Raw genomic sequence first — 13,676 nt, forward strand, 5'->3', positions numbered from 1 at the left:
GGGCTACGGCGTCACGACGACCCGGTAGACCGGCGTCTCCGCGGCCTGCTTGAGCGCCTTCTCGACCTCGTCCAGCGCATACCGCGCGGTGACCAGCGTCTCCAGCCGCCCCGTCAGCGCGCCCCCGCGCAGCAGCTCCGCCGCGGCCCGCCAGTCCTCCCGCTCGTGGCTGAAGGAGCCGGTGACCGTCAGCTGGCGGCGGTGCACCTCATAGCCGGGCAGCTCGGCCGGGGGCCCGTCGGGGGAGCCGCCGAAGAGCACGATGCGGCCGCCGTCGGCGACCGAGGCCAGCGCCACGGCGATGGCCTCCTTGGACGCGATGGTCACGAACACCACGTCGGCGCGGGGCAGTTGCCCCAGGTCGTCGGGGGTGACGGCGGCGTCCGCGCCGGCCGCGGCGATGGCGGCCAGCCGCTGCTCGTCCCGCTCCACCACGGCCACGCTGCGCGCCTGCAGCACCTTGGTCACGGCGAGGTGCAGATGGCCCATGTACCCGGCGCCGACCACGGTCACCCGGTCGCCCGCCCGGAAGCCACCGCGGCGCAGCGAGTGGACCACACAGGCCAGCGGTTCGCCCATGGCGGCCACGGCCGGGTCGGTGTCGCCCACGGACCACACCCGCGAGGCGTCCACCGTGATGTAGTCGGCGAACCCCGCGCCCATGGCGATCGCGCCGTCCTCGCGCTTGTGCCCCTGCAGGGCGACGCAGATGGCGGACTGCCCCGCCCGGCAGCTGCGGCAGGTGCCGCAGCGGGGCAGCCCGTCGATGGTGACGAGGTCGCCGACCGTCGGCATGTCGTCAAGACCGGCGGCCTTGGCGCCCACCTTCTCGACCCACCCGGCGATCTCATGTCCGGCGGCGGCGGGGTAGACGGTCATGCGTCCCGCGTACAGGTTGGCCTCCATGGTGCACACCCCGCAGGCGGCGATGCGTACGAGCACCTCCGAGTCGCCCACGTCCGGTACAGGTATCTCTCTGGTTTCCACCTGTCCTGGCGCGGTGATGACAGCTGTACGCATGGGAACTGCCTTCCGAATTACGGTCGTTGTGCCCGGAGGCTATGCCTGGGTCACGGACCGAGGCAAGGAAAAGATCACAAGCCGCGTGCGTCGGAGGCGAGTTGTCGGGTGATTCAGGTGGCGGGGAACTCCCCGCGCTTGATCGCGGAGACGAACGCGGACCAGCCGTCCGTCGAGAAGAGGAGTGCAGGGCCTTGCGGGTCCTTGCTGTCGCGGACGGGCGCAACGCCGGAAGCGGCGAAGCTCCGAGAGAACTCCACGCACTCACCGCCGGATGATGTGCTGTAGGACGACTTGATCCAGACGGCAGACGTAAGGTTCCGGTAATGGCTCATGACGTGTACTCCTCGCGCACAGTCTCGATGAAGGCCAGCGATTCGTCAGGGGGCAGTGCGTGTGCCCGCAGCCGATCGTAGTTTTGCATGACAACCGCCACGGTCGCCGCCATGCGGCAGAGCCTGCCTCCCTGCAGATCTTCGGAGTACAGCACCGTGGGCGAGTCCTTGAAGGTGAGCAAGGTCAACGGTGCTGAGTGCACGGCTGCGGCTCCGGCCGTGAAGGGGATCACCTGAAGGTCGATGCCGGGGCGGGCGGCTAACTTCACCAAGAACCCAAGCTGACCGGCCATGGCGGACTGGCCGCCCACATGCGTCCGCAGGCACGCTTCGTGGAGAACGGCCCACAGCTTCGGCGGCCTGTCCTGGCTGAAGACCTCGCGTCGCCTTATACGCGCCTCGACCTTGCCCTGGATCGCCTCATCCGGTGCGAATGGGTGTCCGGCGCGGAAGATCGCCCGAGCGTACTCCTCAGTCTGGAGCACGCCCATGATGGTGGTTGTCGAGAAGTTGAGGATGTGCGACGCCTTCTGCTCCAACTGAACGTAGGGCACGAATTGCGTGGCGTGGTCTCCCTCCTCGAGCAGGCGGAGCATGCCCGTGAAGAGTCCGTTCGTCCCGAACACCCGGTCACAGCCGATGGCGAACTTCTCGCTCGGGAGCAGCTTCCCGGACTCCACCCCACTGACGTACGGCACGGAGTAGCCCGTACCCGTGGCCAGGTGTTTCTGCGTGAGGTTGCGTCCCAGGCGTACACGTCTCACATCCGCGCCGAAGCGCTGGAGTGGACTCAGAGGGGGATTGCTGAAGTCCTCGGATGAGATCGACTCGTCCAACACTGTGACCTCCCGACTTGCGCCCGCTGCCAGCGGCACGGCAGGGCAGCGGATTACAGCGATGCTGCTGAACCCTCCCCATCCTATGAGGATTGCGTTCTCCTGGTGACCAGTTGACTACACCCGGTGCATATCCCGGGGCGGTCACCTGACACCACTGGGCACACGCAAGACCCCCGCAACCGCATGCACCGCGGTCCGGGGGCGTGGCCCTCAACCCCCAGGAGGTTGATGAGCATGGCCCACGCTATCGCGTGGATCTTGGAAGCGCTGCTACGGCTGCTGCTGCCACCGTCGGGCCGTCACCGCGCGGCGCCGCACCCGCACATGCCGACGATGCCGCGCCCGGCACACGTGCCCCACCTACCCGCACAACCCAGCCTCCCTGGGCTACCGGACGACCACGCGGCGGACATGGTCCGGCCGTACGTCGTCGCGCACGAGCAACGCGAGGCGCGCGCTGCGCGGCGGCTGCGGCGGCAGCGGCGGCGGACGCTGTGGCTGGCCGTGCACGGCATCGACATCGGCCCGCGCGTCATCCATGGCGTGAGGGTGGTGGCGTAGGTGACCACTCCCGCAACGCCCCCGCCGCAGCAGGGCGAGGACGACGCACCGCAGGGCGGCGACGATCGCCCCACCCTGGAAGAACTGTGGCAGCGGTCCGCCGCCCTGAGCGAGCAGATCGCCCAGCACCTGGGGCGGGGGCCGAAGTGACGAAGAGGGCCAGCACCCCGCTCGACCTCGCCGTCGGCATGGTGGTCTACGACCGGCATTACGACATGCCTGCCACCATCACCGACTTCGTAGGGCCGTTCGTCTGCCTCACCCGCCCAACCGGCCTCACGTGGCGCTCACACCAGGGCTCCGTGCGTCCGGCCACCGCGTACGAGCGGCGGCAGCTACGGGCCATCGCCCGGCTCCACGCCCAGCGCCAACGAGGCATCGCGCCCGCACACACACCGCCCCCTGCCGGGTGACGGCCCTTTCCGTTCCCCGCGAGGCACCCTGGCAGGGGCGCGGGTCGGGCGGCCGAGTTTGTGGTGAGTATGAGACGGCGACACGCCGACGCCACGGCGTGTCTGTGTCTCATACTCACCACAAACTCACGGCCCCGCGCAGACAGACTCACCGAACACTTCGCCAGAGCGGATGAACGCCCCATGCCACACGGACCCTGGCACGCCGAATGGACGTTCATCAGCAAAAACGGCGTCACCACAGGGACCGCCCGCACGCCACGGTATGTGGACATCCGCACGGCCGTATTCAAGGCCGCCGACGAGTCGCTACGGGACCGGTCGCACGAAGAAACCGCCGAGCGAGCCGAGCCCTGGAAGCTCCTCGTCGGAGCCCTGTACTCCGAAGCGATGCTGACGGCAGATGAACTCGGCACATGGCAGTACGTGAGCCCGGACGGCTGGGCGAATGTAACCGTCCGATTCACCCCGTAAGGCAGGAGGCCGGTGGCTGAGCTCAAGGCAGGCTCCGCTGCGCTCCGCTGCGACTGCTGCCGCGCGGTGGCCGATGGAGGGGAGCAGCGGTGCGCTGGTCCGGGGCGCGGGAGCGTGACGTACGGGCCAGCGTCGTTGGACGGCATGGTCCGGTTGCCGCGTGCGGGTATCGTCTCGCGCCTTCGGCGCACAGCGGCCAACAGCGGGAAGGAGAGGGGCGGGCCGGGGGCATCGCCGCCGTCCTGCCCAAGGGGTCGTCACCGGCTCATGGGCGGGGGACGGCGGATGGTCGCCCGAAGCGGTGGACGCCGGTCCGGTTGGGCTCTCCCCCACCTGCTCTGGGTTCGTAGTGAGTATGGGACAGCGACACGCCGTACCGTCGGCGTGTCGCTGTCCCATACTCACTACAAACGTCGAGCAGGTGGGGGGAGAGCCGATCCCGTCTCCCGGCGCCCGCCCATCCGTCGCGCTCGCTCGCCCCGGTCCAGCGCACCGCTGGACTCCTCGCTCAACCATCGCGCGGCAGCAGCTGCGGCGGAGCGCAGCGGAGCCTCTTTGAGCTCAGCCATCCACCGGGCTGAGGAATCGGGGCACCGGGCCGGCCGCCCCCTCCCCCTTCTCGCCGGCGCTTTGGACCCGGAGGGTCCGAGACGAAACCCGCACCCGCCCGAGCCGAATGCCGCGAGACGGCGCACAGGCGCAGGCGAAGCGAAGCGCAGCCAACGCGCAGCGAAGCGAAGCGCACCCACACCCGTACCGCGAGGGCTCCTGTACGCGTTCCCGGAGGACCGCTGCCTCGTCCGCCCCCAGATGGCGGACCTGATCGCGCGCAGCGGCGATAGCGGCCCCTCCCTGGGAACGTTTTGGCTCGGTGCTGCCTCCTGGCATGCCGAAGCGGGCCCTCAGGAGACCCGCCGAAGGCGAGAGGTGTTTCCCATGACATCGAGCACGACATCGAGCACGACATCGAGCACGACATCGAGCACGACCTCGGTCACGGCCGCCGTCGACAGACGGCTCCCGAACGCCGAAGGGGCGGCGCACAGCCGACTGGAGGTGCGCGGCATCCGGTTGCATGTCGCCGAGTACGGGGCCGGGGCGCCGGTCCTGCTGCTGCACGGCTTCCCGCAGCACTGGTTCGCCTGGCACCGGGTCGCCGTCCTGTCGGCCCCCGGACGACGGCTGATCTGCCCGGATCTGCGGGGCTTCGGCTGGTCGGAGCAGACCCGGCGCGGCTACGACATCGACAGCTTGGCCGACGACATGCTCGCGCTGCTGGACGCACTCGGGCTTGATCGCGTGGGTCTGGTCGGGCACGACTGGGGTGCTCAGGTCGGCTTCCGGCTGTGCCTGCGGGCACCGGAGCGGTTCACTGGTTATCTGGCGCTCAACATGGCGCACCCGTGGGCCCGGCAGCGGGCCATCCTGCCGAACCTGTGGCGGCAGTGGTACACCGCCTTCATCGAGTATCCGGTGATCGGCCGGGCCGTGCTGCGCCGCTGGCCGGCGTTCGCCCGCTTCCTGCTGCGTCACCAGGTCGCCGACCGGTCGGTCTGGCAAGCCGATGAGCTCGCGGAGTTCAGCGCTGCGGCCCGGGCGAGCGCGCATGCCGGGCAGGCCATGTTCTGGCAGTACGTGGTCCGGGAGATCCCGGCGCTGCTGCGCGGCACGTGGCGCGGGCAGCGGCTGACCGTCCCGACCGTGCTGCTGGGTGGTGAGCGGGACAACGTGATACGGCCGTCCATGCTGGCCGGAGGCGAGAGCCACGCGGACGATCTCACCGTGCGGATCGTGCCGGGCGTCGGCCACTTTCTGCCGCGGGAGAGTCCCCACGTGGTCGCTGAGGCGATGAGGGAGCTGTTCGTGGCGGGTTCGTGACGGGTCGTCGAACGACTATGTGCGCAAGGCCGCCCGCAGTGCGACCTTCCGGATGAAGGCCCGGCTGCGGCGGGCCCCGAGAGCGTACGCCCACTGAATCGGCCGCAGGGCGGCGGGACGCGCCGCGCCGAGCATGGCGAAGCGCGTGCCGTCGCCCTCCGGTACGGCGGCCATGCCCCCCACCACGAGTCGCGATTGCATCAGGCACCAGCCGGGAGCCAGCCGCACCTCGAAGGCGCTGCGGCAGCCCAGGGGGCCCACCGCCAGGGCGCGCTTGCGATCGGCGTCGCCGGGCTGGACGCGGAACTCGCGCAACGCAGGCACGAGGTGTGGCAGCTCGCCCGCCAGATCCGAGGCGACCGCCCACACCTTGTCGTACGGCAGCTCCAGGTGCTCCTCCGCGTACAACGTGGTGTGCAGGCCCGCGGCCATCAGCCGCAGCCGGGTCACGGCATCAACGCTCATTGCTGCCACGCCTTCCGGAACGCCGAACGGGCACGGTGGAGCCGTGACTTGACCGTGCCCGGTGCGATATCAAGGATCTTGGCCGCACTTCGTTCATCAAGCTCCTCGAGCTCGCGCAGGACGAGCACGGCGCGATGATGCACGGGCATCCGCGCGAGCACGTCCCGTACCTGTGCCGACAGCTCGCCGTCACCGACGCCGACGAGGCCGTGCAGGCGGGCGACTTCGTCGGGATCGACGGCCCGCTCGACGGCGGTGCGCCGCGCCACCCGCACCGCCTCGCGCACGGTGACGGTGCGTACCCATCCATAGAACGCCTGTGGATCGCGCAGCCCCCGCATCCCGACGAAGACCGCGGTCAGCGCCTCCTGAACGGCGTCCTCGCAATCCGACAGGGCGATCGGCCGGCACAGCCGGGTCACATACGGCGTCACCACGGTCAGCACCTCGTCCATCGCCAGCACGTCGCCCGCCTGCGCCGCCCGCACCAGCGCGGCCACGGCATCCCACGGCGGCTGAGGTTCTCCTGCTGAGCCGTCCATCACCGCGGACACTACTGCCTCGAGGCCGGGCGCATGACGCGGGGTGGCCGTGGTCGGTGTGTGTGCCCTCAGCCGTGCTCGGCGGCGCGCTTGGGGAAGGGGGGCCGGCGGAAGGTCCACCAGATGATCGCGGCGCCGAACACGGCCGCGGCGGCGCCGACGACGGCCGCGACATGCATGGCGTGGACGAAGCCCTGGTCCGCGAAGTCGGACAGCCGGGGCAGGGAGAGCCGCTGGGCGAGCAGCCGGGTGGCCTCCGGTGACTCCGCGGCGGCGTCGGCCTGCGCCGGGGGCAGGTCGCCCAGGTTCGGGGTGATCTCGTTCCGGTACACCCCGGCCAGGACGGAGCCGAGGACCGCGACTCCCAGCACGCCGCCGATCTGCCGCATCGAGTTGTTGACGGCCGAGCCCGCGCCGGTCCGGTCGGCGGGGAGGACGGACATGATGGCCTCGGTGGTGGGGGCGACCGCGGCGCCCATGCCCAGGCCCTGGAGGACGAGGAAGACCCAGAACAGCCCCAGGCCGCTGTGCTCGTCGAGGAAGACATAGCCGAAGAAGCCCACCGTGGCGATCAGCATCGCGCAGGTCACCACGGCCCGCACACCGTGGAGCCGGACCAGCCGGGCCGACAGCGGGGCGCCCAGCAGCACGCCGAGGGCCACCGGGGCGATGGACAGACCGCACTCCAGCGGCGTCTGGCCGTGGACGCCCTGCAGATAGAAGCTGGTGTAGTACATCGAGCCGTTCACCCCGAAGAAGGTGAGCATGACCGCGACGCTCGCACCGGTGAACCGCACATTGCGGAACAGCCGGACGTCGAATCCGGGGCTCGACACGCGTAGTTCCACCAGAACGAAGACGGCGACCAGGACCGTGCCGCCGGCCAGCGAGCCGAGGACCGCCGGGCCGGTCCAGTCGTTGCGGTGGCCGCCCTCGATGACGCCCCAGACGATGGCGAACAGCCCGGCGGTGGAGAACACCACGCCGAGCGGGTCGAACTTCTTGCGGACCCTGGCGACCGCGCCGGGGAGGTAGAGGAACGAGCCCACCGCGCACAGCACCACGATCGGCACATTGACCAGGAAGATCGCGCCCCACCAGAAGTGGTCGAGGATCGCGCCGCTGATCATCGGGCCGGTGGCGATGGCGATGCCGCTGGAGCCGGACCAGATGGCGATGGCCATGGCGCGGTGGCGCTCGTCGAAGACCTGGGCGATGAGCGCGAGCGTCGCGGGCATGATCAGGGCGCTGCCCAGGCCCATCGCGCCGCGGGCCACGATGAGTTCGTCGGCCGAGCCGGAGTAGGCGGCCCAGACGGAGGAGGCGCCGAAGACGAGCATGCCGGCCAGCAGCAACCGGCGGTGGCCGTACCGGTCGGCGAGCACCCCGCCGGTGAACAGCAGCACCGCGAAGACCAGCGTGTACGAACTGATGCTCCACTGCAGCTGGTTGGGGCTGGCGCCGAGTCCTTCGTCCGGGTCGGCCAGGGTTTTGAGCGCGACGTTGAGCACGGTGTTGTCCAGCCACACCGCCAGTTGGGACAGGACGAGCACCGACAGAGCGAGCCATTGGCGGCCGGTCGGCGACCTGGGCGGGTCGGCCGGCGCGGCGGCGGTCGTCGCGGTGTTCTGTGCAGCCATGTGTGCGGCGCCTTTCGGGACCCGAGGGTGGGTGGGTCCGCCGTCGTACGGCAAGGGACTCGTGCTGGCTTGAAGCGAAGTTATCAATGGGGGCCGGGAGGCGCAGCCTCTTGGGCACACGGACAAGGCTTATCTCGGCCTGAGTGAAGCCTGAGAACCGGCATATTCCCGCCGATGACAGGTCCCGTATACCCCACCGGGTATGCCTTGCGGTCGGGTGCGCACCCTCGTTACTGTGCCGAAAAAGGAACCGGGGGGTGTCCTTTGAGCCAATTTCGAATTCAACCAGATGACGGTACGCCCATTGATGGAATTGAGGGGGAAGTGGGCGTGAGGGGGGCGATTCGGGCGGAGCCGGAAACGGGGGCCGACCACCTCGAACAGACCCTTGGGCAGGCGCTGCACCTGCTCGAGTCAGCCGTGCGCCACCACCGGCGCGCCACGCTCGCCTGTGTGACGGCGGACCTGCCCGTGGAGGGCGAGGCCGTGGCCGGATGGGTGGCCCGGCTGGTGCTGCGGGCCGAACAGGACGTGATCTGGTCGCTGCCGGAGGTCGCCTCCGACGAGCACGCCAAGCTGACCGCGCAGACGCTCGCCCAGCTGCTGGACAAGGGCGTCAGGGTCAGGCTGCTGTGCCCGCAGGCGGTCATCCGGGGCGCGCGCTGGCAGCGGACGGTGGGTGAGCTGGGGCCCCGTGTGGAGGTGCGGGTCTCCGGTGCCGTGCGCCAGGAGCTGGTCGTGGTGGACGGCGCCGCGGTCATCGCCCCCGACGCGGCGCCGGGGGAGCCGGGCGGATCCCGGGCCTCCATGATCCAGAACTCGACCGTGGCCGACATGCTGTACGGGCTGCTGGGCGGCATGTGGGACGCGGCGCAGCGCCCGACGCGGCCGCTGTCCTTCGAGGGCGGGGCGCGGGGCAGGGTGCTGCGCGAGGTCCTGACCCTGATGGCGGAGGGGTACAAGGACGACGCGGCGGCCCGGAAGCTGGGGCTTTCGGTGCGTACGTACCGGCGCTACGTGGCGGACATCATGCGGGATCTGAGGGTCGACTCGCGCTTCCAGGCCGGAGTGCGGGCCGTGCGCGCGGGGCTCATGGAGCCATACCCCGACTGACCGGGGCGACCCGACTGACCCGGCCGACCCGACTGACCCGGCTGACCGGAGCGACCCGGCTGACCCGGCCGACCCGGCTGATTCCGCCCGGCGGTGTGCCGGAGGGCGGTGTGGCTCGATTTCGCGGGTTCCGGGGCCTCTAGTGGTCTCCCTGGAGATGCCCCGCGGCCGGGTGTGCCCCGGCCGGTTGACGTGGCCTGAAGCTGCCTGGCGGCGCGTCGGGCGGGCCGTCCGCGCGGCTTTGCGGGCGATAAGGTGCCGTCCGTACCCCTTTTACTGGCAACTTGCTGCAGATTTACTGCGTACAACACCTGTGAACGGCCTATGGGCGGCAGGTATATGACAGCCGAGGTTACCAATCGGTCACCTGAGGCGAGGTGCATGACAGCTAGTGGACTCCGGGGTTGTCGCGATCTGGAACCGGCGCTTAGCGTCATGGGCACGTTCCTCGCTTTGCCCATGCCCAAAAATGGAGGTGCGCGGTAATGGCCGCCATCGTCGAAGAGCGCCAGGAAACAATCAAGGAAATCGTCACGGATATCCTTGAGATAGATCCGGAAGAGGTCACCGAGACCAGCCTCTTCAAGGAAGAACACGACGCGGATTCGCTGCGGGCCATCGAGATTCTGGCGGCCCTGGAAAAGGAGTTCAACGTCGTCATCGCCCAGGCGCAGCTCAGCCGCATGACCAACCTCAAGGGCGTCTACGAGGTCGTCTCCGAAGCGGCCGGCTGGTAACGGACACCGTGGCGGACTCAAGCGAAGGCAGGGCGATATGCAGGGTGGGCCGGCCCGCAGGGTCGTGATAACGGGTCTGGGAACGGTGTCCGGCATCGGTGTCGGCACCTCCGAGTTCCTCGCCGGACTGCGTTCCGGCAAGAGCGCCGCGAAGCCGATCACCGCTTTCGACACCGATGGGTTCGACCACGCGACGGCGTGCGAGATCACCGACTTCGACCCCGGGGAGTGGATCCGGCACCTCGATGTCCGGACCCTCGGCCGGGCCAGTCAGTTCTCCGTGTCGGCCGCGCGGATGGCGGTGGCCGACGCCGGACTGACCGAGCACGACCTGCGCGACGTCCCGACGCTGATCTCCGTCGGCACCACCGACGGCGAGTCCAGGGACCTGGACCACCTGGTCGAGGTGGAGGTCGACCAGGGGCCCGAGCAGATGGACGCCGTCGTCGCCCGCCGGGTGCCGGCCGGACGGCTCTCCGCCGCGATAGCCCAGGAGTTCGGCCTCACCCGGGTGGAGGCCGTCACCCTCCCCACCGCCTGCGCGGCGGGAAACTACGCGATCGGCTACGGCTTCGACGCCATACGCGGCGGGGACGTGGACTTCGCGCTGTGCGGCGGCGCCGACGCCCTGTGCCGCAAGACGTTCACCGGTTTCTACCGGCTGGGCACCATCGCCCCCGAGCGCTGTCAGCCATTCGACAAGGACCGCAAGGGAATCCTCACCGGCGAGGGCGCGGGCATATTGCTGCTGGAGAGCCTGGAATCGGCGCTCGCCCGTGGCGCCCGTATCTACGCGGAAGTCCTCGGATACGGCCTCAACTGCGATGCGCACCACCCCGTCGCGCCCCACCAGGACAGCGTGGCCCGCTGCATGCGGATCGCCCTGGAGAATGCCGAAGTCAAGCCGGAGGAAGTCGACTTCATCTCCGCGCACGGCACCGGCACCAAGGCCAACGACGTGACCGAGGCGCGCGCCATCCGCCAGGTCTTCGGGGAGGGCAACCCGCCCCGCACCGTGTCCGTCAAGTCGATGATCGGCCACACCATGGGGGCCGCCAGCGCGCTGGCCGCCATCGCCTGCTCCCTCGCCCTCACCGAGGGCTTCATCCCGCCGACCATCAACCACAGCGAGACCGACCCCGAATGCGGTCTGGACGTCGTACCGAACCGGGCCATCGACGCCGATGTGAAGATCGTGCAGAACAACGGCCTTGCCTTCGGCGGCAACAACGCCGTCGTGATCTTCGGCAAGCGCGGCACGGACTGGTCATGAGCCAGCTGGTGACCGGCGCGGGCGCCGTGGCGAGCGTGGGCGAAGGCGTCGACGAGGTCTTCGGCGCGCTGTGCGCGGGCACCAGCGGACGCGGCGAACTGCGCGGCTTCGACCGGGACAGATACCGGGCGCGCCACGCGTACGAGATCGATGACCGCCCCGCCCCGGGCGGCGACATACCCGGCCGCGCCACCGCGTGGCTGCTGCGCGCCGTCGCCGAGGCCGCCGCCCAGGCCGGCCTCGGCGACGATCTGAGCGGGGTGCCGGTCCTGGTCGGCACCGGCCTGCGCGAGCTGCGCTCGGCCGAACTGGCGTGGCGCGACGGCACGCCCTTCGACCCCGACCGGCTGCACTTCGGCCCCGCGCTGCGCGGCCGCTTCGGCGCGGAGCGCAGCCACACCTTCTCGGGCGCCTGCTCGGCCTCCCTGTACGCGCTCGCCCTGGCCGCCGATCTGCTGGCCACCGGCGCCGAGGACACCGTGGTCGTGGCCGGGGTCGACACCCTCACCGAGTCCATGTTCGGGCTCCTGGACCGGGTCCACGCCGAGCCGCCCGAGCGCGTCCAGCCCTTCGACCGCGCGCGCCGCGGGGTGCTGATGGGCGACGGCGCGGCGGCGGTGGTGCTGCGGCGGGAGGAGCCGGGGCGGGACGGTGCCACCGACGTGCCCTTGGGGCGGCTGTGCGCCGTCAGCATGAACTGTGACGCGCGCCATGTCACCGCCCCCGACCCCAAGGGGATCGCCGAGGCGGTGCACGAGGCGCAGTGGCGGGCGGGCGTCAAACCCTGCGACATCGACCTGGTGCTGCTGCACGGCACCGGCACCCTGCTCAACGACGAGGCGGAGGCGGCGGCCATCGCCGAGGTCTTCGGCCACGACGTGGGGTCGCCCCTGATGACCGCCATCAAGTCCATGACCGGCCACACCTCGGGCAGCTCGGGGCTGCTGAGCCTGATCGTGGCGCTCAAGTCGCTGTCCACGGGGCAGGTGCCGCCGACCCTCGGCCTGACCGACCCGGTCGCGGAGGCGGCGGACTTCCGCTTCGTACGGGAGCGGATCGAGGGCGCCGAGCTGAACGTCGCCCAGATCGACGCCTTCGGGTTCGGGGGCGTCAACGCGGTGGCCATCGTGGAGCGGGTGGGCGCGGGTGCGGGCGGGAGGGCCGGGTCATGACGCTCAGGGCCCCTCAGAATTCCCGAGGCATCGTTGTCACCGGCGTCGGGCTGGCCCTGCCGGGCGCCGACACCCCCCGGCAGCTGCTGTGCTCCGCCGACACGTTGGACGCGAACCGGCCGCACGAGCCGTTCGACACGGGCGCCCGCATCGGCCGCCGCGGCCACCGCTACAAGGACCGCGCGACCCGACTGGCCCTGTGCGCGGCGCAGGACGCGCTGCGGGACGCCGCCCTGATCCCCGGCGGCAGCGAGGAGCTGACCGTACCGGGCGGCACGGTGGGCGTGGTCGCGAGCTCCAACCTGGGCAACCTGGACACGGCATGCCTCACGGCCGCCGCCATCGCCGAGGACTCGGTCGCCGGCCTCAGCCCCATGGGCCTGCCGAACGCCTCCAGCAATGTGGTCGCCTCCTGGGCGGCCATCCGCTTCGGCCTGCGCGGCCCCAACCTCATGCTGTGCAACGGCGCCACCTCCGGCCTCGACGCCGTCCACTGGGCCGCGACGCTGGTGGCCGCCGGACGGGTGCGCCGCGCGCTGGTGATCGGCGTCGAGACGCGCAATGAGGTGGTGGAACGGCTGGTGAACGGCCCCGCCGGCGAGCCGCTGCTCGACGGGGCGGCCGCCCTCGTCGTCGAGGGCGCCGCCTGGGCCCGGGACCGGGGCGTCGAGCCCGTGGCCGTCCTGGGCCGCTACGAGCGCCGGGCCGGACTCGCCGCATGCGTCCGGGCGCTGCTGCCCGAGGGCGCCGCGCCCGGGGTCTGGTTCACCCCCGAGGGCTACGGCACGCCCCGCGCCGCGAGCGCCGCGGCGGGCGCCCCCGCCGTTCCCGCCCCCGCCACCGCCCCCGTCCCCTTCCCCGACACCATCCCGCGGCACGACCTCACCGCCGCCTTCGGCCGCGCCTCCGGCGCCCTGGGCGTGCTGCAGTGCGCAGCCGCCGTCGGCTGGCTGGGCGCGGCCCAGGGCGCGGCGGGGTCCGGGGACGCGCTGGCCACCAGCGGCGACGACACCACGGACGCCGTGGCCGCGCTGCTGCTCAGCCCTCCCGGACGGCCCGCCGCGGCCCCCCGGCAGCCGGGCGGAGCCGCCGCGTGAACACCGCATACGCCCCGGGGAGACATGTGGCCGAAGGGGCGCGACCCTGTCGAAAGGGAGAGCGCGCGGAGGCCCTGAGGAACGAAGGGCCGAGCACGGTCGACCGTCGACAGGGGC

16 protein-coding genes are annotated in these 13,676 nt (G+C 71.0%); 10 read left to right on the plus strand and 6 right to left on the minus strand.

All coding sequences use genetic code 11. The features are described from left to right. Window positions 1-3: 3 nt before the first annotated feature. The 3 genes from ACFZDL_RS42745 to ACFZDL_RS42755 form a co-directional block, all read right to left on the minus strand. Window positions 4-1,020: an alcohol dehydrogenase catalytic domain-containing protein gene (locus ACFZDL_RS42745; protein WP_353595816.1), complete on the minus strand. Its 1,017-nt coding sequence runs from the start codon at window positions 1,018-1,020 to the stop codon at window positions 4-6. A 113-nt stretch (window positions 1,021-1,133) separates the two neighbouring features. Then, window positions 1,134-1,355, minus strand: coding sequence for a DUF397 domain-containing protein (locus ACFZDL_RS42750; RefSeq protein WP_353595817.1), 222 nt, complete (start codon window positions 1,353-1,355; stop codon window positions 1,134-1,136). Beyond that, window positions 1,352-2,194 carry a helix-turn-helix transcriptional regulator gene (locus tag ACFZDL_RS42755; protein WP_353595818.1) on the minus strand — a complete coding sequence of 281 codons (843 nt, stop codon included), beginning with the start codon at window positions 2,192-2,194 and terminating at the stop codon, window positions 1,352-1,354. Before ACFZDL_RS42755 ends, ACFZDL_RS42750 begins: the two co-directional genes overlap by 4 nt. Before the next feature lie 234 nt (window positions 2,195-2,428). Between ACFZDL_RS42755 and ACFZDL_RS42760 the strand changes: the two genes are divergently transcribed. The 5 genes from ACFZDL_RS42760 to ACFZDL_RS42780 all read left to right on the plus strand — a co-directional run bounded on the left by ACFZDL_RS42760 (window position 2,429) and on the right by ACFZDL_RS42780 (window position 5,520). Continuing rightward, entirely contained in the window at window positions 2,429-2,755 is a 327-nt protein-coding gene (locus ACFZDL_RS42760; protein WP_353595819.1) for a hypothetical protein, read from the plus strand. Continuing rightward, window positions 2,756-2,905 (plus strand): hypothetical protein, encoded by a 150-nt coding sequence (locus ACFZDL_RS42765; RefSeq protein ID WP_353595820.1) that lies wholly within the window; start codon window positions 2,756-2,758, stop codon window positions 2,903-2,905. Continuing rightward, the gene (locus ACFZDL_RS42770) at window positions 2,902-3,168 is read left to right on the plus strand and encodes a hypothetical protein (RefSeq protein WP_353595821.1); all 267 of its coding nucleotides are present in this window, start codon (window positions 2,902-2,904) and stop codon (window positions 3,166-3,168) included. The genes ACFZDL_RS42765 and ACFZDL_RS42770 overlap by 4 nt, the downstream gene beginning before the upstream one ends. Before the next feature lie 183 nt (window positions 3,169-3,351). Continuing rightward, window positions 3,352-3,642, plus strand: coding sequence for a hypothetical protein (locus tag ACFZDL_RS42775; RefSeq protein WP_353595822.1), 291 nt, complete (start codon window positions 3,352-3,354; stop codon window positions 3,640-3,642). Window positions 3,643-4,578: 936 nt separating this feature from the next. Next, on the plus strand, window positions 4,579-5,520 hold the full coding sequence (locus ACFZDL_RS42780; RefSeq protein ID WP_353595823.1) for an alpha/beta hydrolase: 942 nt from the start codon (window positions 4,579-4,581) through the stop codon (window positions 5,518-5,520). A 15-nt stretch (window positions 5,521-5,535) separates the two neighbouring features. Here ACFZDL_RS42780 and ACFZDL_RS42785 read toward each other — a convergent pair whose 3' ends face one another. From ACFZDL_RS42785 to ACFZDL_RS42795, 3 genes are all read right to left on the minus strand, one after another. Then, complete coding sequence (locus ACFZDL_RS42785) at window positions 5,536-5,985, minus strand: hypothetical protein (RefSeq protein ID WP_353595824.1); 450 nt, start codon at window positions 5,983-5,985, stop codon at window positions 5,536-5,538. After that, entirely contained in the window at window positions 5,982-6,485 is a 504-nt protein-coding gene (locus tag ACFZDL_RS42790) for an RNA polymerase sigma factor (protein WP_353595825.1), read from the minus strand. The genes ACFZDL_RS42785 and ACFZDL_RS42790 overlap by 4 nt, the downstream gene beginning before the upstream one ends. 110 nt (window positions 6,486-6,595) lie before the next feature. Beyond that, window positions 6,596-8,167, minus strand: a complete 1,572-nt coding sequence (locus ACFZDL_RS42795) for an MFS transporter (protein ID WP_353595826.1) — start codon at window positions 8,165-8,167, stop codon at window positions 6,596-6,598. A 330-nt stretch (window positions 8,168-8,497) separates the two neighbouring features. Between ACFZDL_RS42795 and ACFZDL_RS42800 the strand changes: the two genes are divergently transcribed. From ACFZDL_RS42800 to ACFZDL_RS42820, 5 genes are all read left to right on the plus strand, one after another. Then, a complete protein-coding gene (locus ACFZDL_RS42800) occupies window positions 8,498-9,280 on the plus strand; it encodes a LuxR C-terminal-related transcriptional regulator (RefSeq protein ID WP_353595827.1) in 783 nt (260 codons plus the stop codon). Window positions 9,281-9,765: 485 nt separating this feature from the next. Further along, a complete protein-coding gene (locus ACFZDL_RS42805) occupies window positions 9,766-10,017 on the plus strand; it encodes an acyl carrier protein (protein ID WP_353595828.1) in 252 nt (83 codons plus the stop codon). Between the two features lie 37 nt (window positions 10,018-10,054). Then, entirely contained in the window at window positions 10,055-11,290 is a 1,236-nt protein-coding gene (locus ACFZDL_RS42810) for a beta-ketoacyl-[acyl-carrier-protein] synthase family protein (RefSeq protein WP_353595829.1), read from the plus strand. Continuing rightward, window positions 11,287-12,462: a beta-ketoacyl synthase N-terminal-like domain-containing protein gene (locus tag ACFZDL_RS42815; protein ID WP_353595830.1), complete on the plus strand. Its 1,176-nt coding sequence runs from the start codon at window positions 11,287-11,289 to the stop codon at window positions 12,460-12,462. Before ACFZDL_RS42810 ends, ACFZDL_RS42815 begins: the two co-directional genes overlap by 4 nt. Beyond that, window positions 12,459-13,559 (plus strand): beta-ketoacyl synthase N-terminal-like domain-containing protein, encoded by a 1,101-nt coding sequence (locus tag ACFZDL_RS42820; RefSeq protein ID WP_353595831.1) that lies wholly within the window; start codon window positions 12,459-12,461, stop codon window positions 13,557-13,559. Before ACFZDL_RS42815 ends, ACFZDL_RS42820 begins: the two co-directional genes overlap by 4 nt. The last annotated feature ends 117 nt before the right edge of the window (window positions 13,560-13,676 follow it).

The organism is Streptomyces sp. NPDC007917, assembly GCF_042959105.1.
In the GTDB taxonomy this organism is placed as follows: Bacteria; Actinomycetota; Actinomycetes; order Streptomycetales; family Streptomycetaceae; genus Streptomyces.

Excerpts from the sequence above, each read along its gene's own strand:
- ACFZDL_RS42785 (WP_353595824.1), bottom strand. The coding sequence starts at position 5,985 with ATGAGCGTTGATGCCGTGACCCGGCTGCGGCTGATGGCCGCGGGCCTG.
- ACFZDL_RS42815 (WP_353595830.1), top strand. The coding sequence starts at position 11,287 with ATGAGCCAGCTGGTGACCGGCGCGGGCGCCGTGGCGAGCGTGGGCGAA.
- ACFZDL_RS42750 (WP_353595817.1), bottom strand. The coding sequence starts at position 1,355 with ATGAGCCATTACCGGAACCTTACGTCTGCCGTCTGGATCAAGTCGTCC.
- ACFZDL_RS42805 (WP_353595828.1), top strand. The coding sequence starts at position 9,766 with ATGGCCGCCATCGTCGAAGAGCGCCAGGAAACAATCAAGGAAATCGTC.
- ACFZDL_RS42820 (WP_353595831.1), top strand. The coding sequence starts at position 12,459 with ATGACGCTCAGGGCCCCTCAGAATTCCCGAGGCATCGTTGTCACCGGC.
- ACFZDL_RS42780 (WP_353595823.1), top strand. The coding sequence starts at position 4,579 with ATGACATCGAGCACGACATCGAGCACGACATCGAGCACGACATCGAGC.
- ACFZDL_RS42795 (WP_353595826.1), bottom strand. The coding sequence starts at position 8,167 with ATGGCTGCACAGAACACCGCGACGACCGCCGCCGCGCCGGCCGACCCG.
- ACFZDL_RS42810 (WP_353595829.1), top strand. The coding sequence starts at position 10,055 with ATGCAGGGTGGGCCGGCCCGCAGGGTCGTGATAACGGGTCTGGGAACG.
- ACFZDL_RS42775 (WP_353595822.1), top strand. The coding sequence starts at position 3,352 with ATGCCACACGGACCCTGGCACGCCGAATGGACGTTCATCAGCAAAAAC.
- ACFZDL_RS42760 (WP_353595819.1), top strand. The coding sequence starts at position 2,429 with ATGGCCCACGCTATCGCGTGGATCTTGGAAGCGCTGCTACGGCTGCTG.
- ACFZDL_RS42745 (WP_353595816.1), bottom strand. The coding sequence starts at position 1,020 with ATGCGTACAGCTGTCATCACCGCGCCAGGACAGGTGGAAACCAGAGAG.